This is a genomic window from Neobacillus sp. NRS-1170 (genome assembly GCF_050468025.1).
The window spans coordinates 1-21319 of sequence record NZ_JBITPF010000008.1 but is presented as its reverse complement, the minus strand read 5'-3'; the positions used below and the strand labels follow the sequence as shown (position 1 = coordinate 21319).

At 33.9% G+C, this 21319-nt stretch carries 27 protein-coding genes; 4 read left to right on the top strand and 23 right to left on the bottom strand.

Annotated features, from left to right (window positions below):
* Positions 1 to 168: 168 nt before the first annotated feature.
* The 9 genes from ACIFOT_RS02310 to ACIFOT_RS02270 form a co-directional block, all read right to left on the bottom strand.
* Positions 169 to 861, bottom strand: a complete 693-nt coding sequence (locus ACIFOT_RS02310) for an LrgB family protein (RefSeq protein ID WP_430061255.1) — start codon at positions 859 to 861, stop codon at positions 169 to 171.
* A complete protein-coding gene (locus ACIFOT_RS02305) occupies positions 837 to 1232 on the bottom strand; it encodes a CidA/LrgA family protein (protein ID WP_430061253.1) in 396 nt (131 codons plus the stop codon). Before ACIFOT_RS02305 ends, ACIFOT_RS02310 begins: the two co-directional genes overlap by 25 nt.
* 108 nt (positions 1233 to 1340) lie before the next feature.
* The gene (locus tag ACIFOT_RS02300) at positions 1341 to 2219 is read right to left on the bottom strand and encodes a LysR family transcriptional regulator (RefSeq protein ID WP_430061251.1); all 879 of its coding nucleotides are present in this window, start codon (positions 2217 to 2219) and stop codon (positions 1341 to 1343) included.
* Between the two features lie 403 nt (positions 2220 to 2622).
* Complete coding sequence (locus ACIFOT_RS02295) at positions 2623 to 3816, bottom strand: DUF3298 and DUF4163 domain-containing protein (RefSeq protein ID WP_430061249.1); 1194 nt, start codon at positions 3814 to 3816, stop codon at positions 2623 to 2625.
* A gap of 231 nt (positions 3817 to 4047) precedes the next feature.
* A complete protein-coding gene (locus ACIFOT_RS02290; protein WP_430061263.1) occupies positions 4048 to 4143 on the bottom strand; it encodes a DUF6368 family protein in 96 nt (31 codons plus the stop codon).
* Entirely contained in the window at positions 4136 to 4390 is a 255-nt protein-coding gene (locus ACIFOT_RS02285) for a DUF6368 family protein (protein ID WP_430061247.1), read from the bottom strand. The genes ACIFOT_RS02290 and ACIFOT_RS02285 overlap by 8 nt, the downstream gene beginning before the upstream one ends.
* Before the next feature lie 92 nt (positions 4391 to 4482).
* Complete coding sequence (locus ACIFOT_RS02280; protein ID WP_430061245.1) at positions 4483 to 4668, bottom strand: DUF2187 family protein; 186 nt, start codon at positions 4666 to 4668, stop codon at positions 4483 to 4485.
* Positions 4669 to 4926: 258 nt separating this feature from the next.
* On the bottom strand, positions 4927 to 5064 hold the full coding sequence (locus ACIFOT_RS02275; RefSeq protein WP_165903271.1) for a hypothetical protein: 138 nt from the start codon (positions 5062 to 5064) through the stop codon (positions 4927 to 4929).
* 397 nt (positions 5065 to 5461) lie between these two features.
* Complete coding sequence (locus tag ACIFOT_RS02270) at positions 5462 to 5881, bottom strand: CBO0543 family protein (RefSeq protein ID WP_430061261.1); 420 nt, start codon at positions 5879 to 5881, stop codon at positions 5462 to 5464.
* An 853-nt stretch (positions 5882 to 6734) separates the two neighbouring features.
* On the opposite strand from ACIFOT_RS02270, the gene ACIFOT_RS02265 reads away from it, so the two are divergent.
* Complete coding sequence (locus ACIFOT_RS02265; RefSeq protein ID WP_430061243.1) at positions 6735 to 7922, top strand: hypothetical protein; 1188 nt, start codon at positions 6735 to 6737, stop codon at positions 7920 to 7922.
* 413 nt (positions 7923 to 8335) lie between these two features.
* Here ACIFOT_RS02265 and ACIFOT_RS02260 read toward each other — a convergent pair whose 3' ends face one another.
* From ACIFOT_RS02260 to ACIFOT_RS02210, 11 genes are all read right to left on the bottom strand, one after another.
* On the bottom strand, positions 8336 to 9415 hold the full coding sequence (locus ACIFOT_RS02260) for an LVIVD repeat-containing protein (RefSeq protein ID WP_430061241.1): 1080 nt from the start codon (positions 9413 to 9415) through the stop codon (positions 8336 to 8338).
* A 372-nt stretch (positions 9416 to 9787) separates the two neighbouring features.
* Positions 9788 to 10372, bottom strand: coding sequence for a hypothetical protein (locus tag ACIFOT_RS02255; RefSeq protein ID WP_430061240.1), 585 nt, complete (start codon positions 10370 to 10372; stop codon positions 9788 to 9790).
* A 286-nt stretch (positions 10373 to 10658) separates the two neighbouring features.
* Positions 10659 to 10796, bottom strand: coding sequence for a hypothetical protein (locus ACIFOT_RS02250; RefSeq protein ID WP_430061238.1), 138 nt, complete (start codon positions 10794 to 10796; stop codon positions 10659 to 10661).
* Between the two features lie 271 nt (positions 10797 to 11067).
* The gene (locus tag ACIFOT_RS02245; RefSeq protein ID WP_430061236.1) at positions 11068 to 11157 is read right to left on the bottom strand and encodes a YjcZ family sporulation protein; all 90 of its coding nucleotides are present in this window, start codon (positions 11155 to 11157) and stop codon (positions 11068 to 11070) included.
* 53 nt (positions 11158 to 11210) lie between these two features.
* Positions 11211 to 11336 carry a YjcZ family sporulation protein gene (locus ACIFOT_RS02240; RefSeq protein ID WP_289983342.1) on the bottom strand — a complete coding sequence of 42 codons (126 nt, stop codon included), beginning with the start codon at positions 11334 to 11336 and terminating at the stop codon, positions 11211 to 11213.
* A 502-nt stretch (positions 11337 to 11838) separates the two neighbouring features.
* Complete coding sequence (locus tag ACIFOT_RS02235; RefSeq protein WP_430061234.1) at positions 11839 to 12195, bottom strand: VOC family protein; 357 nt, start codon at positions 12193 to 12195, stop codon at positions 11839 to 11841.
* A 226-nt stretch (positions 12196 to 12421) separates the two neighbouring features.
* A complete protein-coding gene (locus tag ACIFOT_RS02230) occupies positions 12422 to 12757 on the bottom strand; it encodes a hypothetical protein (RefSeq protein WP_430061232.1) in 336 nt (111 codons plus the stop codon).
* A gap of 300 nt (positions 12758 to 13057) precedes the next feature.
* Positions 13058 to 13432: an enoyl-CoA hydratase gene (locus ACIFOT_RS02225; protein WP_430061230.1), complete on the bottom strand. Its 375-nt coding sequence runs from the start codon at positions 13430 to 13432 to the stop codon at positions 13058 to 13060.
* Positions 13433 to 13460: 28 nt separating this feature from the next.
* Complete coding sequence (locus tag ACIFOT_RS02220) at positions 13461 to 14237, bottom strand: helix-turn-helix domain-containing protein (RefSeq protein WP_430061228.1); 777 nt, start codon at positions 14235 to 14237, stop codon at positions 13461 to 13463.
* Between the two features lie 17 nt (positions 14238 to 14254).
* On the bottom strand, positions 14255 to 14830 hold the full coding sequence (locus ACIFOT_RS02215) for a LysE family translocator (RefSeq protein ID WP_430061226.1): 576 nt from the start codon (positions 14828 to 14830) through the stop codon (positions 14255 to 14257).
* Between the two features lie 136 nt (positions 14831 to 14966).
* Positions 14967 to 15734 (bottom strand): TSUP family transporter, encoded by a 768-nt coding sequence (locus tag ACIFOT_RS02210; protein ID WP_430061259.1) that lies wholly within the window; start codon positions 15732 to 15734, stop codon positions 14967 to 14969.
* Positions 15735 to 15839: 105 nt separating this feature from the next.
* Here ACIFOT_RS02210 and ACIFOT_RS02205 point away from each other — a divergent pair, with 105 nt between their 5' ends.
* Together ACIFOT_RS02205 and ACIFOT_RS02200 are read left to right on the top strand one after the other, a co-directional pair.
* Complete coding sequence (locus tag ACIFOT_RS02205) at positions 15840 to 16625, top strand: TrmB family transcriptional regulator (RefSeq protein WP_430061224.1); 786 nt, start codon at positions 15840 to 15842, stop codon at positions 16623 to 16625.
* 284 nt (positions 16626 to 16909) lie between these two features.
* Positions 16910 to 17305: a DUF3224 domain-containing protein gene (locus tag ACIFOT_RS02200; RefSeq protein ID WP_430061223.1), complete on the top strand. Its 396-nt coding sequence runs from the start codon at positions 16910 to 16912 to the stop codon at positions 17303 to 17305.
* A gap of 377 nt (positions 17306 to 17682) precedes the next feature.
* On the opposite strand, the gene ACIFOT_RS02195 is transcribed toward ACIFOT_RS02200, so the two are convergent.
* Positions 17683 to 18876 carry a PucR family transcriptional regulator gene (locus tag ACIFOT_RS02195; RefSeq protein ID WP_430061221.1) on the bottom strand — a complete coding sequence of 398 codons (1194 nt, stop codon included), beginning with the start codon at positions 18874 to 18876 and terminating at the stop codon, positions 17683 to 17685.
* A gap of 146 nt (positions 18877 to 19022) precedes the next feature.
* On the opposite strand from ACIFOT_RS02195, the gene ACIFOT_RS02190 reads away from it, so the two are divergent.
* Entirely contained in the window at positions 19023 to 19862 is an 840-nt protein-coding gene (locus tag ACIFOT_RS02190; RefSeq protein ID WP_430061219.1) for an EamA family transporter, read from the top strand.
* Between the two features lie 457 nt (positions 19863 to 20319).
* Here the strand turns inward: ACIFOT_RS02190 and ACIFOT_RS02185 are convergent, their stop codons facing one another.
* A complete protein-coding gene (locus tag ACIFOT_RS02185) occupies positions 20320 to 20484 on the bottom strand; it encodes a hypothetical protein (protein ID WP_223596191.1) in 165 nt (54 codons plus the stop codon).
* 173 nt (positions 20485 to 20657) lie between these two features.
* On the bottom strand, positions 20658 to 21158 hold the full coding sequence (locus tag ACIFOT_RS02180) for an NUDIX hydrolase (RefSeq protein ID WP_430061257.1): 501 nt from the start codon (positions 21156 to 21158) through the stop codon (positions 20658 to 20660).
* Between the last annotated feature and the right edge of the window lie 161 nt (positions 21159 to 21319).

The window sequence follows — 21319 nt, the reverse complement described above, 5'->3', positions numbered from 1 at the left end:
TTCATATCAGTACAATATTTACAACAATATTTACAATCTTTTTTACAACTCAAAAAACTCAATCCCCTGAAATGTGTTGTCCATGCAAAAAGAAGCCTTCTTATTAAAGAAAAGCGCCCTTTAATGCAATAACACATTATATTAATGCAGGGGGTGGCACCCATTTTCCTACACGTTCAAAGTAAGGATTAAAGGTGTTAGGATTAATGCCCAGATGACTGTAAGGATGGCAGTCAGAATGTAGGATACACTGGAGGTTGTTCCCTCTTTTTCACCGATTTGAAACGCTTTTGCCGTCCCAAGTGCCTGTGCACCCAAACCATACATCATGCCGATGGACAATGGATGCTTAATGGAAAAGTGCTTCATTATAGCTGGTCCTATGAAGACACCTACAAAGCATGTCAACATACTAAAAAGAACAGTAATGGCAGGAGTCCCTCCAATCGATTCAGACAAACTGACAGCAATTGGAATGGTGACAATGCGAGGAATAATACTGAGCAAATAATCCTTCCCCATTGCAAGCAGGTAAGTACATAAAATGCCCGAAACAACAGCAATCAAGGAGCCTGCGGCAAGACTACATACAATCACGCGCCAATTTTTCGCCAGAAACGACCAGTTTCGATACAATGGAATAGCTAATGCAACGGTTACAACATCTAACAATTCATTTAGTGGAAAAGTGCCATTTGCATATTCTTTGTATGGTATATCCATTATCAAAAGGAGAACAATGAGCATAACAGGAGTGAGAATGATTGGTGAAAATAACAATCCTGGCTTTATCCGATTGACCTTTTTCGCAAAAGAATAAAAAAGGACAGTAATAATTACATAAAAAATCTTGGTAACCATCTCCTTGCTTCACCGCCTTTTCTTTCTAGGATTCTTTCGGAGATGACACCTGTTGCTATCATCATAAGTACTGTACCACTAACAACAATGAATAAAATACTTAGGCCCTTGATGCCAAATATCCATGAATATTGCATAAATCCAACGACTGCCGGTATGAAAAATAACATCATCTCGGAAATAATAAGCGTAGCCCCCGCTTGCACCCAATTTAATTTAATCAAGCTTGAATGAAGACCGAAGAATAATAAAATCATCCCAATAATACTTCCTGGAATAGGTACATGAAGAAGAGAGACAATATATTTACCAATCCAGGTAAACACAATAATAACCCCAATTTGAAATAAAATCATTAAGCCCTTTTTCAAGAGCAACACCTCCGAAATAGAACAATATGTAACATAGATTATTCTACTTGGAGAATCACGATTCATAAAATATATAAAAGTCATCAAAACTATTCTCCGAAGTTATAGTTAGGGTTTTCCTTCCTGAATATAAGTAATGAACTCCCGAACTGCATAGGAAATATACTTATTCTTTTTATAAATCAATGCCAATTCCCAATCAACCTGAGGTGAAGTAATAGCAACAATAGAAACCTGATCCTTAAATCGGTTTGCTACCGACTTAGGAATGATAGATATCCCAAATTGTGCCGCTACCATCTCTCCAACGATATCCCATAAGGAACTTTTGTAGACTAAATTAGGCTCAAATCCCGATTGCAAACAGGCCTTCATTACCACATCATGCAGAATATATTCCTCGGTAAAAAGAATAAAGGCTTCTTCCTTTAAATCGGATAAAAATGCTGATTTTCTTTCCGACAGCCAATGATTCCTGTCAACAATGACAACTAGTTCTTCTTTTAATAAGGGGATGGATTCAAACACTTCAGAGTCAACTGGTAATACGGTAATACCCACATCCACTTCCCCTTCTACTACCTTTCGTTCTAGTTGTTTCCCGCTAAATTCGACCATTTGCATATCAATCTGCGGATAACCCTTTTTAAAATCAGCAAGAACGTTCGGAAATAACATCACTCCCAAAGTCGGCATTAATCCCATTTTGATAGTTCCCTTTTTTACATGAACGACTTCGTTTACAGAAGAATGGATATCTTCTATCATCTGCAAAATTTTCAATGCTTGATCATAAACAATCTTCCCCGCATCTGTCATCTCCACTTTTCTCTCCGAACGATCTAGCAACGTCACTTGAAGCTCCACTTCCAGGCTTTTTATCATTTTACTGATGGAAGGCTGAGATACATGCAGGCTCTCAGATGCCTTGGTAAAATTCTTTTGTTTGGCTACTTCTACAAAATATTTAAGTTGTTGAATATCCATTTTAAAACTCCCCGGTATATAATAATAATTCCTTCCCACCATACTTAAAGGTTTCATATTTTTATTTAAATCTTCTAATTCATTATATTTTATCGTGTTCGTTTATACATAATTTTCTTTTAATGTTGTGGTACCCTGAAATGAACATTGAACAATAAGGCAAAATTAAACTACCTGCCCAATTATGTTGGAACAGGTAGCAATGATATTGATCGCCAATTGTTGTTTAACGATACCTATAAATTTTCTCTAATATAATTTCATTTGGAAGAGGAATTTCAATGAAAAGTGACTTTTGAGAATATTTATTTCTTTATGTACCGGATGGTTATAGTAGTAAAAAATAGTAGTAAAAAGTAAAAAAACATTATTCCACATTGGAATAATGTTTAACTATTTATCTTTAGAAATCTATTTGGAATGTTTTCATTATTTCGGGAACTACGTTGTTTATGAAATCATTGAATTGTAAGTCATTCTGTGGGGTTTTTCCGACTGAATAGGAATAAATAATATTTTTGTCTTCCACCAATTTTACTTCCGTTTCCGGGTTTAACGAAGTCCATACTTGTTTTTCAAACATATGGATACTAAACAATAACGGTTTATCAGAAGAATTGTAGTATATATTGACTTCATCAAACCAAGGATTATTTGCCTCATAATCTGCTCTTTCAAATACCAAACGATCAATCCATGTTTTTGGAACAGAAAAATGATACCCTTCGGAAGCATAAATGGTTATTAAGTTACTTGGTTTTGAAATATCAATCCCATGACTATTGAAAAATGCTGTATTTAATATTCCTTTTATATCCGAAAAAGGAAGTTGATATTGAAGCGTACCTTCAGCATAGGAAGCGTATTCATATGGTGGGAAATAAATAATTAAGCCTTCCTTTATTAGATAAATTTGCTTTAAATCATCTGAGTTTATTTGCTTAAACTCACCCATAGCTTCAAGCGTGTGCAAAACATCCTCTTTTAGGACGAGTTGTGTAATTATTTGTTTTGCTTTATCCGAATCATTAACCATTTCGTTTGGCTCAACAATCTTCCCATTATCCAAATCCACCAATATAGGAACTCGCGATGGCATTCCATGTGCAGCCCCGCTAAGATAATAATATTGATCATACACAAAACTAATGAGATGTTCATTTTGGAATGTGATTTCGTATTTTGAATGGAACGATGACGGCGTACTTGGATCATCATTGGTCATTTGGCTCTCATCTGCATTGTTCGCCTTTTTCTTCAAAGTATCATTAATTTCTGCTTGTGCCAATTTGTCTTTTATGCCATCAATTTGTGGATAAATAATGTTGATAATCGGGCTTTCTTTTTGAAGGGACTCGTCATGTATCGTTATCGTTTGATGAGTAGATGTTTCCGGTTGATTGGAGGTATTGCCCGGTTTAATTGTGGGTTTTACTGGTTTTACGGCAGGCTTATTCGTTTGATCACTGGTTAGTTCCGGTTGATTTTTTTCTGTTATTTTTTGTTGTACTAAAACAGGCTTTGTATTTTGCGAATCGCTACATCCTCCAGCAAAGAAAGCAACCAAAGCAATGGGTATGCTCCACTTTAATTTCATCCTCTCACTCCCCCTCATATCCATCACCATACAAATATAGTATTTTCTGCATTTTTTAGAATCCCTTAAAATTTATTTATCATCAATTGACGTAATCAGGATTAAAAATCCTACCTTTTTGGAAAGAGAAAAGCTGCCAAAATGACAGCTTTGGTTCTTTTAGTCTTGCACCCGTTAGTTCAACAAGAAATCGAGGGGCAATTAAATTATTTTATGGCAAATACTATTAGGTTACTTTATCATCCGAAAATGAGGTTCTTTTAACCAATTTTTTAAAAACGTAACATCAACGAAATGTACAACTGCTGTTTCATCGTCTTCAACTATATAGGGTATTTCCCATATTGAACCAGTTATTTTCTTTTGTTAAAGATTCAGGTAATTCCGCATCAAAATTAATTATCCCATTGTACTTTTCAGCTAGAATTATAGCTAATTTTGCTACTATATAATGATCATCACTTCCATTGAACATTGCGATAATGCCTATCTCTTGTTTAGGTATGAAATGAATTGCTTGATGGATGGAGTCCATTTCAAAATCAACTAATAATTCTCCTTCGATTTCAATCACAAAGGGAAGCCCTACCCAGCACCGTTAGTTTAATAATAAAAAAGGACTGCCGAAAACAGTCCATTTTGTTGCCCAATTCAAAGTATATTTTTTCACAAAGCTGCATTAGTAATTTTATAATTTTTATGATTGACTATGGTTGTAATTGGTTCGTCTTTTTCTTTATTGTATCCGTACTTAACAATAACAGAATTTTCTCTAACAACTGTAACAATTCCTTCATAGCTTTTCCCTTCACGCTTAAATAAAATATTGTCCCCGATTTTAACCGTTGCCATTTTATCACCCCGAACTTATTATTTTCAGCAAAGATAAAAAAATGCAAGAACAATTAAAATACAAGCTGTAGTTATAGCGAAAAAAGAAGTCTGCCGTAGCACCCCTTTGAAAGGTAACTAAAGTTAGATGAAGAAGAAAAACAATATTCTTTAACAAATCCAATAAATAAAAACAGGGCATAGGAAATTTCTATGCCCTGTTTTATGGTTTATGAAATTTGTGGACAGCAAGATTCTTTGGTTTTGCCGTTTTCCGGATTAAAACGGCTCGATGGCTTTCTCGTTTTTACCAGTTTGAGGCTGATTTTCAATTCTTCTTTCTTCGGCTTCCTTGGGAATTTCTTTAAGGTGTTTATTTACTTCTTCTACTTGATTGGTTGTTCGCATTTCATCCATTTTTAAAAACCTCAATTCATTAAAATATCTTTGTTAAATATAATATGCCGCAGGGATAAAGATTTTATGTCCGTTAAATCAGACCTGCAATATTTGAATGGACGCCAATTTATATGGCATAGTAATTACAGCAAAAAACGGCAACGAGTATGATAAATATGAAGGACATATTTCTTCAAATTTTTTATATTTCAAAGGAAAACTCAGTTACGAAGCGAGGTTCTTCCCATTAAGAGGAAAAACAAAGGAAGTCGTGACTTATGAAAATGAATCAGCGTCCTTCGGAGACTGTTTTTTATTGTCTAGACGATCGCCCCCAGCAAACTCCTTATTCAACATAAGCACCCGTTTATTTAAGTACAATTCTTCACAATTTTGTAGCCAAACCACAACTCGCTTATTGAGAAATACGCTCGTACTGACTGAGAATCAGATTTCGAACCAACTTCAAAACCGCCAACAGTAACAGGAATATGAACGGATAAAGAATTGCAGAGTACCAAAGTCTCCATTGATTGTAATAAAAGTATCCAGATTTGTCTGCTAACCACTCGTAAACCACAGCGAAAACCGAGCACCCCATAATGTACCAAAATTTCTGTGCAACATTTTTTATGTACTGATAGTAATTCAGAAAAATAGTGTTAGCCGCAGGATAAATGCCGAATATGACAATCAAAGATCCCCATTGAGCACCTTTCTGGAAGTAGCCGTACCAATCCAGTTTTAGGTCCAAATAGATGTTTACTATTAACTCAAAAACACATGCAAACATACAGGTTGAGAATATCTCAATTTTAGTCAACTTCTTAGACATTAACCAGAACACGGCATTAAGTACAATAACCGTCAGTATTAAGAACCACACGTCACCTCACGTCCTTCTCTGTATTTTTCAACAGAATCGAATAATTCATTCGCCATATAGCCGTTACACAGTGAGATTCTTTTGTGCTTATTTAAGTAACCTGCCCTGTTAGCATAACAAGCAAAAAGACCGCTGCAGCGATCTATCATGAACTCTTGCACCCGTTAGCTGAAGAAGAAACTTAAAATCGGAGGCAATAACAGTAATGATATTGAACTGATAATGAGCAATTTGAAAACTTTTTCTGAAAGTTTTACTCTACCTTTTCCTTGGTACCACCCACTAAATTGCAATTTATTTCTATAAAGAACAAATAATAAAATAAAAATCGCAATTACACCCATCCAACCGTAATTATCAATGTCAGTTCCTATTTTTGAATAGATATAATTAATAATTGCACTTAAAATTGCCCCGAGGAATAATAATAAGCTTATTATTCGTATTAACTCTAAAAGTATCTTCAACACATCTACTCTCCAACCGTTTAATTTATATAAATTTTACCATATATAACCAAACTGTTGTTAAACTAACCACCGTGAGCTCAATAAGAAGAAAGGGATCACGGTAGCTTCCCATCTTTCACAAAGTACCTCTCAATTCAATAAGTCCTTTTTCTTTTTATTCTATATAATTCTAAATAATGTGAATTAATCTTTTAAATATCAGATAGATAACCAAACAATCCTTACAGGATTACATACAATAATTTTTATAACAAAATAAAACGCAAGAAAAAGATGGACAAGGTTAAAAAATTTATATTAAAAATTATGTAATGGAGGATATTTTATATAAAATGCAAAATACTGCAGATTTATATGTAGATCTAGATTTGGCTTCATACAATGTTGCTTTTGGCACAAACCCAGGAATCAAGAAAAAAGCTCTTAGTCAAGTTACAGTAGGGCAATCTTTTGTAGTTGATTATAGAATTAATTTCACAAACCCAATTCTTTATGTTGCTCAATGCCGCAATAAAAGTTTAGCTGGTGATAAAGGTGCGGAACACGGTGATCTAGTAATTAATAAGCTAAATGCAGCTGGAAAGCTGTTGGCGACAATGTACTTAAACCATCACCATTTCAAAAATAGCTACGAGTCAAGCCCTGGTCGATTCTCTGAAGGTATTAATGACAATTTTAGAGCGTTCGGTTTTGGGCATGGTGCTCAAATCGCAATTGAATACGCTCCAGATGCTACGTATCTTTGGATAGATTGTCTATCGGAAGTAATCGATACAGCAAAAACCGTATCTTCTAAACGATATGATGTTGCTGGAGATGGGCTTTGTCGGTTTATTTACAAAAATGGCAGCTACACTCCAGACAGCCCTGATATTCAAGTGTTCACTCCAATTGATTTATTCGGAACAATTGGAGCAAATTACAGGAATTTATCTGTTAGCATTGATAATGAGTTTCATCGCATGGCAGTCAAGTATAAAGATAATCTTAATAATGGAAAGTATTATGCTGCTATTTTCCAAATTAAATATGTTGGAAAAAAACCAACTTTCACTTTATTAAATACGATTCTTTATCCCGTCATTAATTGGTGGAAAGTAGATGACAATGGAAATCCAATTAACGTATTCACTCCATTACCTAATCAAGGTATGAGCTTATTTGGGAGTTTCTTATATACTCAGCATGGTACGGGATACCATGAAAGTAACTCCTTTAGCCCCATAGATAATACTGAAAATGGCGGGGTTTATCCAGATGGAACACCTATCGAATTAGTTGGGAATCATCATATTACTCAAGTTGATTGGAGTTCTGGAATTATGGTGGATTTTAATCATTCGCAAGCTTATCGAGCATTAGATTATAGGGAGCCAGAAGGAATATTTATGATTCCGACAAAAGATGCTATTGGAAACATTACAGCTTTAGAACTTTGCTTTGGTTATGCAAGTGGTCATGTGGGAGCAAGACTTTGGACACTTTATTCTAAAAAGCGTACAGGAATCAAAATAACTTAAATTGTATTTTAAAAAGATATCTAATTTTAGGTAATTGCATCGATATCCCTACAAAATCCACTAACTCATGCTGAACCGATCATAAAGAAAAAAAACCGTCGGATTTAACTACCCGTAAGTTCAAGAAGAACCCAAAAAACTACCTTTTGATGTGTAAACGTTTTCGATGGTATTTTAATTAACGGCTCTTCAAATGGAATCAGGAGGCATTATTGGTTATTGGAAGAAAAGTAATTTTCGAATCGGAAATTTATGTAGTTCTTTGGATTTCTATAGTGGGTATTGCAAAGTAAAAAAGGTTAATGATATAAAGTTAGTTAAACTCTCTGACCTCACACCACTAGAATAAACATTAATCAGATTTCTATAATGGGAAGCAATTTAGCACTCGGTCATCGAGTGCTTTTATATATTCATATTGGTTTCGAATTGTCCCTCAGCAAATCATGGAACTTAACAATAGCCATTCCATTAGGAGTATTTATATTTCCTCCGTTAAACTCACCGACATGTTTAGGTTTTATACTATTAGATATGTCATATATTTGGACCGTGTCGTCGCACAAATTTGATACATAAAGAATGTTGTCTGTAATAGCTAATACAGAAGGACCGTTTAAATTACCTCCAATAAACTCACCTACACGTATAGGTGCTTTTCTATTGGAAATATTATAGATTTCTAGCATGTTGTCACCGAAATTGGCTACATAAAGAATATCTCTAGTAATAGCAAATTGAGCTGGTTGATTAAAATTACCCGCATTAAAATGTCCGACATGTACAGGGTTGGTAGGATTCAAAATATCATAAATCTCTATCCTGTTATTGTTTAGATTGGATACATAAAGAAAGGTACCTGTTACTATCAATCCAGAAGGACCATCTAAATTTGCTCCATTAAATTCTCCGACACGTACAGGGGTTGTAGGGGTAGAAATATTATAGATTTCTATTTTGTTATCCAGACCATTGGCTATATAAATGAGGTTACCCGAAATGGCCATTTGATCAGGAAAGTGTAAATTACCTGATTTGAAATCGCCAACATGTACAGGCGATGTCGGATTGGTAATATCGTAAATTTCTACCGTGTTATTACCTAGAGATGGGTTTACCACATAAAGAGTGGTATCAGTAATAGTTAATCCAGAAGGAAAGTTTAAATTTTCTCCATTAAATTCCCCAATACGGACAGGAACTTCGGGATTGGAAATATTATAAATCTGTACATTCCTATTACCAAAATTTGAAACGTAAAGAAAACTAGAATTTAATAGAGCTTTTTTGAAGGCACATTTTAATTTATGTTTATCTTTCATTTTTCCTAGAAGTGTGAAAGGAAGTGCAATTGTTAGGATTCCTCTATCGGGGCAAAATGTGGTGGTTGGGTGACAAAGGGCATGTTCAACTTTAACAGAGACTTCCTTGTCACAAATATCGATGTGAAGAACTAAACAGACCTGTATGGTTACATTTGAATGGTTACTCAATAATGTTTTCACCTCCTTATTTTATAGTAAATGCAAATTGGACAACCTATGGAAGTGTACAAGCGGAATATTTCTTTTCTGACATATATTTTTTATCCTAAGCGTTCTCTTATTATACTTAACTGCTTCATTAACAAAATAAGAAAACGAAATCGCCGCTGCCATCCCATCTTTAACATAAGCACCCGTTACTTTAAGTACAACTCTTCACAATCTTGTAAGTAATAAAAAAGCATCTCCCCCTTATGGAGAAACACTCGACCTATCTTAATAATTTTCTAATTCGTTATTTAAGTCCCTAAATCTTAAACTCAAGCACCCGTTAGTACAACAAGCATTTAGAATTAAATAAAGCCATGATTTGAATTTGGCTCAATTTTTACTTCTTATTTTTGGGTACTTATTAATATAGGTATCTCCACCAGCAAGTAGTTGTTTTGTTTCTATATCATATACTGCACATCTTCCCCTAAACTCTTTATCTGTATCTTTAAAAGAATAGAAAAAATATACTTGTCTATCTGGACTGACTGCTTGATTATATTTCATTTTTATATCTGGGTAGGTAGTAAGAATACCATTTCCATCCCAAGTTATATAATTAAATTTTTCCACCTCATGAAACAATACCTTTTTTCTAAAATTTACTGATTCATTGAGCATCTCTTTAAAAAGAGCAGTATCCATGTTTCCAAGTTTATTCTTATGTTTTTTGTAAAACTCATAATGTTTTCTGTAAAACTTCTGATGAACTGGATAACTCCTTTTCCTTAATGCCTCATAAAATTGGTCTACAGTTTCAGTAAATACTTTTTCTTTATTCTCAGGGTATATGTAGTTTATTTCTTGCTTTATAGATTCCTTAGCTGATATAAGATTACTTTCTGCGTTAGCTTGCTTCACTATTGCCATTAGAATAGATATGGCAAAAATGCTGAATAAAACTTTAGGTGTCATGTTATAAGCTCCTTTATGTTAAATCTATTTACTATTGCCTACAAAAAGCTTCATATTGTTCATTGGATATTTTTTCAGTACGATCTACATTTTCCAAATGAAATTCGAATGGTTGCTCTGGACCAATAGGACTATCCGTGAAAGTTATGATATATAAATCATTGGGAGGATTATGAGGTCCTGTAAAAGTAATTAACCCTACCATAATTAGATGCTTATTATCAATTCTTTTAATACTGAGAATTTTTTTGCAATCATATAATCTGTTTGTTATTTTTAATAAATGTTAAGCATAATGCTGAAATAAAATGTCTTCCATCATTTCTTCTTTTGTCCCAGTCGGATTAGCTCTATTTTCTGCATATGCTCCTGTATCACTAGCTAAAACAAATATCAATAAAGCTAAGAAACATTTCTTCATCATCTTTACTCCTTTTTATTTAAACTTCCCCAAAAGAAGAGAATAATAGGTATCTTATACGACATAACTATCAAATTTTCCTAAGCCACTAACCTCTTCCGTTAGTTCAACAAAAAAATGACCGCTGCAGCGATCACAAGGTTAAGTTCCAGCCGGAACAAAATATTGAACTCAAGCACCCGTTAGTTCATTTAGTAATTCTTAATTTTTTTTATTAGTTTGTCAACAGCCCCAAAAGAGGGCCTTTTTCTTGGTTGATTCCTCTTATTCTAAATTAATAGCACATAAATGATGCACCAATAATGATAAGAAGAATGAATAATACTACGATTAACGCGAAACCACTTCCATGTCCACCGCTCATTTTATAACCCCTCCAGCATAATGATTTTTCCCGCTAGAACGTGTATTGGTTTATTAATAAGTCATAGATGCTCCGACAATAATTAAAAGGATGAACAATACTACGATTAAAACAAAAGAACTGCCTCCGTAAAGGCCGCCGCCGTAGCAATTACCACCCCAGCCGTAACCATAGAACATATTACTCACCACCTTTTGGATCAACTCAAATGTGTATTATTTTAGTTAAGATAAGGTTAGCTTGGATTAGTATCACTTAATTAGATAAAATAAGCAATTTGCCTATAAAAATAAAGACATGTCAGCATTATACGCAAAAGCTCTTTAGGATGTTACAAGGAAATGATAAATATGCTGGTGTTCTCTGTAAGTAACCACATACATTCAAAAATCTATTTAAACTGAATAAAAAAAATGGGAATGGAGTGATGACTCCATTCCTATTGGACAACAGCCCCATAATGGTAACTTGATTTTAGCGATCTCCTTTAGTTTTCATAGCTAAATTTTACATAGAATTTCTATGTATATAAATCCAAATTTCACTCGGTAGTGCAATAAGAAAGCCGCCAATCATGGCAGCTATTTTTTGTTAAATCTCAATTTCACTCAATCCAGGAATACTTCCCAATAGTGAAACAACAGAAGCAAGGATCTACTTTAAATCAGTTAATAAAACCCGTTACTCGGTTTTCTCCCATATTTCAATCCATCTTCCATCTGGATCAGCAATCCAAATAAATGTTCCGTACTCGCTTTTCTCAGGTTGTTTTAAAAGAGGTACTCCAATTTTATTAAAATGTTCCATCCAAGCTTCGATATTTTCTACTTGAAAATTTAGCATCACAGATTGTTCTTCTGGAAAATAATCACTATCTTCTTTAAACAAAGAAAAGATTGTTTCGTTGTCAACATCTGGCTTGATAATCGTACCATTCCACTCTCCCATCGATAAACCAAGAGTTTCTTTATACCATTTATTTAATGAAACAACGTCTTTTGTTCTCCAAAAAACCCCACCGAAACCTTTAATTTTCATGGCCTTGACCTCCAATAGCATTTTATTCCATTTTAAAGCAGATGGGAATGCCAAATCAATAGCTTGTTTTAAAGATAACTCTTTGTGATCAAAGGACTTCTACTTTATTATTGACTGATTTTATTGAACTAGCAGATATTTTCTTATCAATGCCAACAGAAAATAAGACAGCGAGCCATCCCATCTTTATCATAAGCCCCCGAAAGTTTAATAACTATTTTTAGGCTTATTTCTCTTTTATAAAAAAGAACCCTTGTTCATTTTCTTGAGGAACAAATCCTGATAAAGCCTTTGAGTTCTCTACCATATTTTGTTCGGCAACTGTTATAACTGTGTATTGATTCCCATTTTTAATATGATTGTTTTCTCGTCTATCTTGTTCCTCTCTTGTTACAACTCTATATTGGTCCCCATCATCAATATCCGCCTGTCCTATAAAAACAGTTTCTGATATTGGTAGTTTATTAGCAAATATCTCTGTGCTTCCCAAGCATTTAATAAATCCAATACTCAGTGTGACGATCCCTGCAACACCAAAAATAAATACTAATTTTCTCTTCATAAGTTACCTCCTATATATTTACCAAATTGTTACATTCTATTAATTCTAAATAAATAATATAACCTTCTTCAACAACCTTCATCGTTGGTCCAATAAAAAAGGGGATTGCCACAGCAATCCCACTTTTTAACTCTTGCCCCTGATAGTTTAAGTGTAACTTTTCATAATGCTTCAGTACATAATGGAATAACTTCATAACCTTACAGACAAGACAAAATTTTTAAAAAAAAGAACTTGGAATTTTTCCAAGTTCTCTAATCTTTCGTTGTAAAAGCTAGTGTAAAATATCTCAAGAGGAATTTATAGGATTACTCCTGAAAAATGACCTCTTAGCACTTTCTTTCCATGTTGATTTTCGCATACAAAAGAGGCATTAATACGTGTCCTATTATCTTCCTTTTCGAATTGCTTTATCGGTACTACACAAATTATAATATCACGAGTAAATACTGGTCTTAAAAACTCAAAATTCATTTTACGAGCATGAACATTGTTATCGCCGCCTATTTTTGTCGGTAATGTAGCGGTTAGTAATCCCTGTATTACAAGTCTTCCCTGTTCATCAGGAGTAACATGGTGAGAGCCTTCATCACGTGAAACCTTAGTAAACAATTCAACATCTTCTTTTGTGAATTTCCGTTCAAATGTAATATTATCTCCTACTTTTAATGACACTTTTACCCCTCCTTTTTTTTAAATCCATTTATAAATGTGACATATATTCAAATGCTGTTGTTCCATATACGCTTTTAAAGTGTTTATTTAAATGGGTTAAATCAACAAAACCACATTCAGTTACGGCTGCATATATATCTCTATTTTTTTCTATTAACTGCTTTGCACGCTCTATCTTGCAGTTAAGAAAGTATTGGTATGGTGAAATTCCAGTATGAGCCTTGAATAATCTGATAAACTGATATTTGGATAAATTAAGCTCTAAACATATCTCGTCAAGTTTAAGTACATTTTCTAAGTTACTATGAATCATATCCTTTGCTTTTCTAATTAGAGCGTTATCTTTTTTATAGTATGTAGAAAGATTCGTTTGAATTAGGCTATCTGTGAGGGATACGAGTAATTCATTGCACAAAGCCTCATCTTTTTCGGTTAAAATGGCATTAGATAGACTTAAAATTCTTTGTTCAAGTCTATAATCATAGACAATAGGTGTTGAAAAACGTACTATATCTTTTTTCTCCATAACCTCTAAAAGCAATTGCGGTTTAATATATAACATAACATAATCAAGTCCTGCCTTATGATCATGTGCCATTCCGTCATGTGCCTGTTCTGGATTAAAAAGCATAACACCATTTTTATAGGATAATTGTAAGCTGCCATCCAGGTTATATTGTTGAATACCACGCAATGTTACCCCTATTGCATACTCCTGGTGAGAATGCTTTTTATAAGTAAAATTAGTAATACTTGCTGACAACGCAGTGATACCCGCTGATTTTTTATAGATAAATTTGTCCAACTAATTCACCCCTTTATCTACATCCATATCATCACTGCAGAATAAGCTAAAAATATTGCCATCATTACATTAACAATTTTACTATGATTCTGTATAAACTGCTTAAAGATTGTCCCGAAAAGAACCCATGTAATAAATGCCAAAAATCCTATAAGAGTTATAGCTAACACACATATAGACACTGCATTCATTGCGGTATAGTGCGGCAATATAAAGCTTGGAATAACAGTCATTGTAAAAAGTACTACCTTTGGATTTAAAAACTGCATAAGGAATCCTGACTGAAAGGTACCGGATTGGTTTACAGTTGGTTTTGATGTATCCGCTTTGTAAATTTGATAAGCAAGATACAACATATAAATGCTTCCGATAATCTGCATAACGATTAAAATTTTCGGTATGATTGCTAGAAGCAAAGTATTCAACATAGCGGAAATAACAAGTAATAGACCAAACGCAATCGTTGCTCCATATGTATATTCCATTGCTTTTTTTGCCCCGAAATGATGGACTGTCGATAATATGACAATATTGGTAGGCCCTGGTGTAAAGGTAATAATAATACAGTACATTAAAAAAGATGTAATATTCATGAGGAAAACTCCTTTCAAGGTATTCTCATGCAATTTTACATCTTAATATTAATGGGCATATAGTATATTATTGAAGTACTATATATAATGCAAAATAAAATACTGTGACCTTAGAAGGAAGCACAGTATTTTAAAATTATTGAATATAATCATAAATATTCTTCGCTAACAATAAACAGGTTACTGCAATAAACAGAGCACGAACATAACCACTTCCTTTTTTTATTGCAAATTTTGATCCACAAATCGCACCAGCAAGTTGTGCAATTCCCATTATTATTCCATAAGTGTAGTTTACTTGCCCTAAAAACATAAACATCAACAACCCAGCAATATTACTACCGAAGTTTAAAAATTTTGCATTCCCCGCAGCCTTTAAAAAATCAAATCCAATCAACAAAAAAGAAAAAATTAAAAATGAACCTGTTCCAGGACCAATGAATCCATCATAGAAACCAATAGCAAAAATGGCAACTACAAAAATAAGAAAGTGACGGATAGACAGTTGTTTTGGGGTTGAAATGCTTCCCCAATCTTTCTTGAAAATAGTAAAAATAGCTACTGCTGCGAGCATTATCAACATCAATGGCTTAAGCACTTCAGGGTTTAACAAATGAACAGTGTATGCACCCAATAATGAGCCAATAAACGTGAGTGGAAAAAATCTAAACACTGATTTTATATCAAGTTTACCAGAACGATAAAACATAAATGTACTCGTTAAAGAGCCTATAGTCCCTGCTAGTTTATTGGTAGCTACTGCCCCTGCTGGATTTAACCCTGTAAATAATAATGCAGGCAGTGCAATCAGTCCGCCACCCCCTACAACTGAATCAATAAATGCTGCTAAAAATCCAAAAACAATCAAAATAATTAATAACGATGGGTCTAATTGCATTTCAATCAACCTTTCTTAATAGTCACTACTGGAATAGTAACTAATTAATTGCTATATGTAAATAGTTATTGTAAATTTGTTACATAGGAAAATAATTGGAGGGCGAAAAAAGTGGACGACATAGTGCAGCAGCTCAAAAAATTAGGTTTTAACGAATATGAAGCTAAATCATATGTATCTCTCGTTAAACAAGGTCCTGTTACAGCCTACCAAGTTAGCAAGGACTCAGGTATACCAAGAGCACGAATTTATGATGTGTTAGGTAATCTTGTTGAAAAAGGAATTGTCTTGAAGGAGGAAATAAATGACACCACTCGATATTCACCTCTGCCCGTTGAAATCTTTTTGCAGAAGGCTCACTCAGAGTGGCAATCGACTTATTCGGTATTAAGTGACTCTTTAAGAAGTCTAGAAACTTCTGGTGAAAATATGGACAACCGTGTGATTACATTAAAGGACTATAAAACGATTATTAACTATTGTGAGATGTTAATAAAAAAAGCAGAAAAACGTATTGTTATTTCAATGTGGGACGATATGTATGAGGTGTTGAAGAAGGATCTGGTTCAGGCGACTGAAAAAGCAACCGTACAAGGTATTACACTACACGTTGAAAATCCAATTGGAAATCTAGAAATCCATCGCATTACACCTTTTACTGAAACCCCGTCTACGGATCATTGGTTTATTTTGTCCATAGATTCTAAAGAGATGATTTATGGACCATCAATTGAGGAGCGTAGTGTTGCTTTTTATACAGATGACCCTGTTCATATTTACTTATTAGAGGATTATGTATGGCACGATGTGCTAGTGAATAGACTTGTTCGACGTAGCCAAGACGATTTAGAGAAATGGATTACTACTGAGCGGAGAGCCTTCTTTATGAAAAACTAAGAAGTTTATTCAAAGAACCAATAAAAATTAGGCATAAGTAACTAAATGAAAACTTAAAGTTTATTTTTATTTTTTTAAGTCACCTCACTATCTGTGCACCCAACTGCCCAGTTTATAAATGGCAATTGGATCTTCAACTATTGCATCAGTTACTTTAAGTGTATTATTTCACAAAGTAAGTAAAGAAAAATTAATAAAAGTAATCCTTTTCTATTATTGATAATGGTACTTTTTGGATAATATACTGAAGGTGAATTACTATTTAATAATGAAGGGAGATTTCCATGGAGGTAACATTTACAGTAAGCAAATGGGATGAAAAGCCAGTAGACGACACTAGAAAAGAATTCCCTATTAATATTGCCCAGGTCGAATATGATATTGAGGGTGAATTAACAGGAAAAGCTTGTGTTGAATATTTATTATTTTATATAGACTCTACTATAGATGATGGTCACTTAGCCACTTCTAAAATTTCCGGATTTCTGCATTTTGAAGGAACTTACAAGGGAAAACATGGGACATTCACGGCTTTAGAGCAAGGAATGTTTGATAAAGGAAATCTAGATTCTCCAGGAACAATCATCAAAGCTACCGGTGACTTAGAAAGCTTGAAAGGGTCTTATAACTATAAGTTTACAGGTGAAACCAGTAAGATGATTCTAGACTTTAAATTCTAACAAAACAGAAAAAGGGCATTTCTTTACTACCAGGAATGTCCTTTTCGTCGAAATAATAGCGTGCTCCGTCTCCCCCTCCTATTTCCGGAATTTTTATATGAATTTATAAACAAAAATTTCAAATTTATAATCTCACTTTTATAATGTACCAATGGAATCCCCAATCGGAGCATAAGTTTCCCAGCCTTCTAAATAACCTTTAACAGCAGCTAATTTATCTTCTTTACTAAATTTAGTCATAGAAAAACTGCACACCTCCTTGTTAAATTTTGTGTCTAACAATTGGGGTGCAGATTAAAAATTGTAAGTAAGTTTTATTTTTTCTCACTATTTTTTTTAGTATTAAAGAATTCGGAAATGATGTTCTAGGAGCTGTTTCAAATGAAGGTATGAATAAGTAGAGCAATGCGCAATTTAAATGCCACTTCAGGGTCCTTTAAATTTTCACCTAATATATCTTCACATTTTCGTAAACGATAGATTACTGTATTCCGATGAACAAAAAGTTGCTTGGCTGTTTCTCCAATATTACCGTTATTTTTAAAATAAAGGTTTAGTGTTTCCAATAAGCCGATTTTATCTTGGTCCAATGGTTGTGCAAGCTCCTTCAATGTTTTTACATAGAATTCCTGTAAATAAGCGGTAGGTACCAAGCTCAGAAGCTCGCCCACTGATTGGCTTCTGCAAAGCTGGATAAATTTCCTCTTTCCTAAACGATAGCCCATATCCAGTTCATTCTTCGCTTGCCAAAAGCTAGTTTTTATATCTAACACACGTTCCACATAATTTCCCATTCCAAAGGAGAAGGAAATTTGAAAAGTGTCATCAATCAAATCCTGCAGTTTTTGCAACCAATTACCTATTTGGCATTCTATGTTATTGCTCAGGGAGAAAATAGGGCAAAGAAAAATAAATAAATCTTCTTTAGTAAAAAAGATATATTTATTCATTTGATTAACTAACTCCCCTTCAATAAGTTCAAAAATGGCATCTTTCCTATGATCAACAGGTGGAATAATACCATCAGGCTTTCCCACAACAAGCAGATAATATGGCGCATTCACTAAACCATAGCCCTTCCCTTGAGCTAAAATTTCTTGTTTAGAGATATTGGTTCCCTCCAAAACACGCGCAAAAAATTTATTTTTTTCACGCCTAATTTGCAACAGATTGAGCATCCCACTAGGTCTTTGGGTTAAGATAAATGACAATGTTTGATTGACAATATCCCCTAATGAGTGTGTTAACGGGATATCAATAATAGGTAATGCTAACTCGTCAGCCATCCGAATGACTGAATAGGGGATTTCCAGTAAATAACGTTCGGTTTTGATCCCTAAACCAGCACACCCTTTCCTTGCCATATCCTCAATAAGAGTCACTAGGTTTTCCGGATTTTCTTTAAACCAGAAAGCGGTAGTCACTAATAATTCATGCGGTTTTACAAAATGTATAATATCTGGAGCATCCATCATGGTTACTGTGTGAACGGTACGATGGCACCCTCTTTTGCCCGCTACAATGCTTGCCCCTTCAAAAATTGGGATTTGCATGAGATCCAAAATTTCCATAAACCTCTCCTACTACTATTTAATCATTGGTTACGGTGACTAACACCACGAAAAATATTTGTTATTTCATACAATGACAAAATATACCTTGTTCCCTTATTATTCTACATAGACGATAGAAGAAACGCAAAATAGGAGGAGACCAAATGTTTTTGCTTGCCTTAATGAGTTCATTTTTTAACGCTGCCGTTACTTTATATGCAAAAAAAATTATGGTAGAAATGAAGAATAGCCATAGTTTTATAGTAACTTCTTTCATCTCTGTAAGCATTCTGCTTGCCTTTTCAATGCCGAGACTATTTTCATTTCATATGAACATGGGTTCGGTTAGCTTGTTGGTAATGGTTATCCTTCTTGATACCATATCTAATATCCTGTTTTTTAAATCTATGGAGCGAATTGAGGTTTCTAGACTTGCAGTTTATTCTTCACTCACACCTCTCTTTACATTCCTACCCAATATCTTTATCAATGGGTTTCATACAAAAACTTTCATTTCGGTATTTTTTATTGTACTTGGCATCTATTTTTTAAATTTGAAAGGACGTGATCCCTTCGCTCCTTTAATGGAGTTAAAAAAAGCCGGAAACATGCTTGGGATTCTAGCTTCCGTGATTATTGGCATTAGCATGGTACCAACGCAGCAGCTACTCATCCATGAGTGGACAAATGCTCCAACTCTATACCTGATGCGCGCTACAGGTATTAGCTTACTTATTTATATCATTTATCGCCCGAAACTTTGGTTTCCAAAACTGAACGTTGCTCTAGGAGTACGTGGGGTTCTATCGATTATCCAATGGATGTGCCTTTTAACAGCATTGAAATGGGCTGATGGGACATTGGTTGTAGCTTTGGCTTATACATCCCCTCTTTTTGTCCTCTTTTTAGCACGAATTTACTTTAAAGAGAAAATTACTATTCCGAAAGTGGCAGCATGCGTGATTACTATTTTGGGGATCGTTTGGACCATGATGGAGCATTAAAACTTACATCTTTTGATAATCTCCCTTTGTTCTGACTGAAATATAAAAAATGAGCCTTTTCATAACTGTTTCTGCTATGATGTACAAGATTCCATTTAACGGTTAAAATAATCCCATTAAAATTAACATTAGGATAACAAGCAAATTAACTCAATAATCGGCATAAAAACAATGCTCACGGCATTTAAACTCTGAGCATTTTTCTATATATCGCTAATTGAACTAAATAACAAAAGGCGATCTTCTTTAAGGATCGCCTTTATTTAAGCAAAATGAATGTTATTTTAGAACAGAAAAAGGAACATCAAAAACCTCCACAATCCAAATATAATACAATTTATAAGGTACAAAAGTGTGTCTATATTTTATGCGAAATGCCCGATTGCCGCAGCAATCCCTTTCTTATATTCAAGAAACCGATAGTTGAATAAGGAAAATGATAAACATATTTTTAACGTTAGTTCTTGCCTTTCCAATCGTCATAAAATTCCATTAAGATTTGATGTATTTCTTTTAAAGTAACTAGAATTAAGAAAAGCATCATAAACGTTACAATTTCTCCTGAAAAGACTGAGATTAAAGCAATTACACTCATCCAAAAGTAAAAGGTTGTTTTATTCATAAAATCCCCTTTCTACTCGGCTAAAGTAACCAATTAGTTACTTATCATTTTATTAATTCTCTATAATTAATATGAATAACTTTGCTACTAACTTGTCTGTTAGTGGAATAAAAAAAGATCGCCGCAGCGATCCCCGTCTTTAACTCTTGCACCCGTTAGCTTAACAAGAAAAGTTAATTCTTAGAAAGCTCTTTTAACCAATTTTCATTCCATTGAAAATATAATTTATTATTGTCTGTTTGTGTAAATAAATGTATAGGATAATTTATAGCTAATTCTGGCATATTATTTGGATTAAAATACTGAAGTTCAGCAGTTTCATCATCTATTAGGCTCAGTTCTCCATTTTGAATATCACAATCAAACATAAAAACGTTATACTCTACTTTATGTCCGTTCGGATATTCGTAACGGAACTCTTTTCCTCCAAATACCCCAATTAACCTCTTTGGAACAACATATAAGCCTGTCTCTTCCCACACCTCACGGACAACAGCTTGTGCAGGTGCTTCACCAAGTTCTATTGCTCCTGCTGGGAGACTCCATTTCTCACCATTTCCTTTGTTCTGCAATAAAATTTCTCCTCGTTTATTTCGAATAATTCCTGCTACACAAGGCATAAAGATTAATTCACTGCCAACTTTTTCTCTAAGTTTCCGATAGTAGTTAGACATTCCCAAATTTGGTTACCACCTTAATAAAAATAGTCGTATACGAATTCTATAAGGTGTTTAAATTTTCCTCTTTTAATTAACTAATCTGCTTAAGCTTGTTCAATAATAAAAAGCGATTACCGTTATTCAGCAATCGCACCCTTCGTATTATAAGGTTAGCC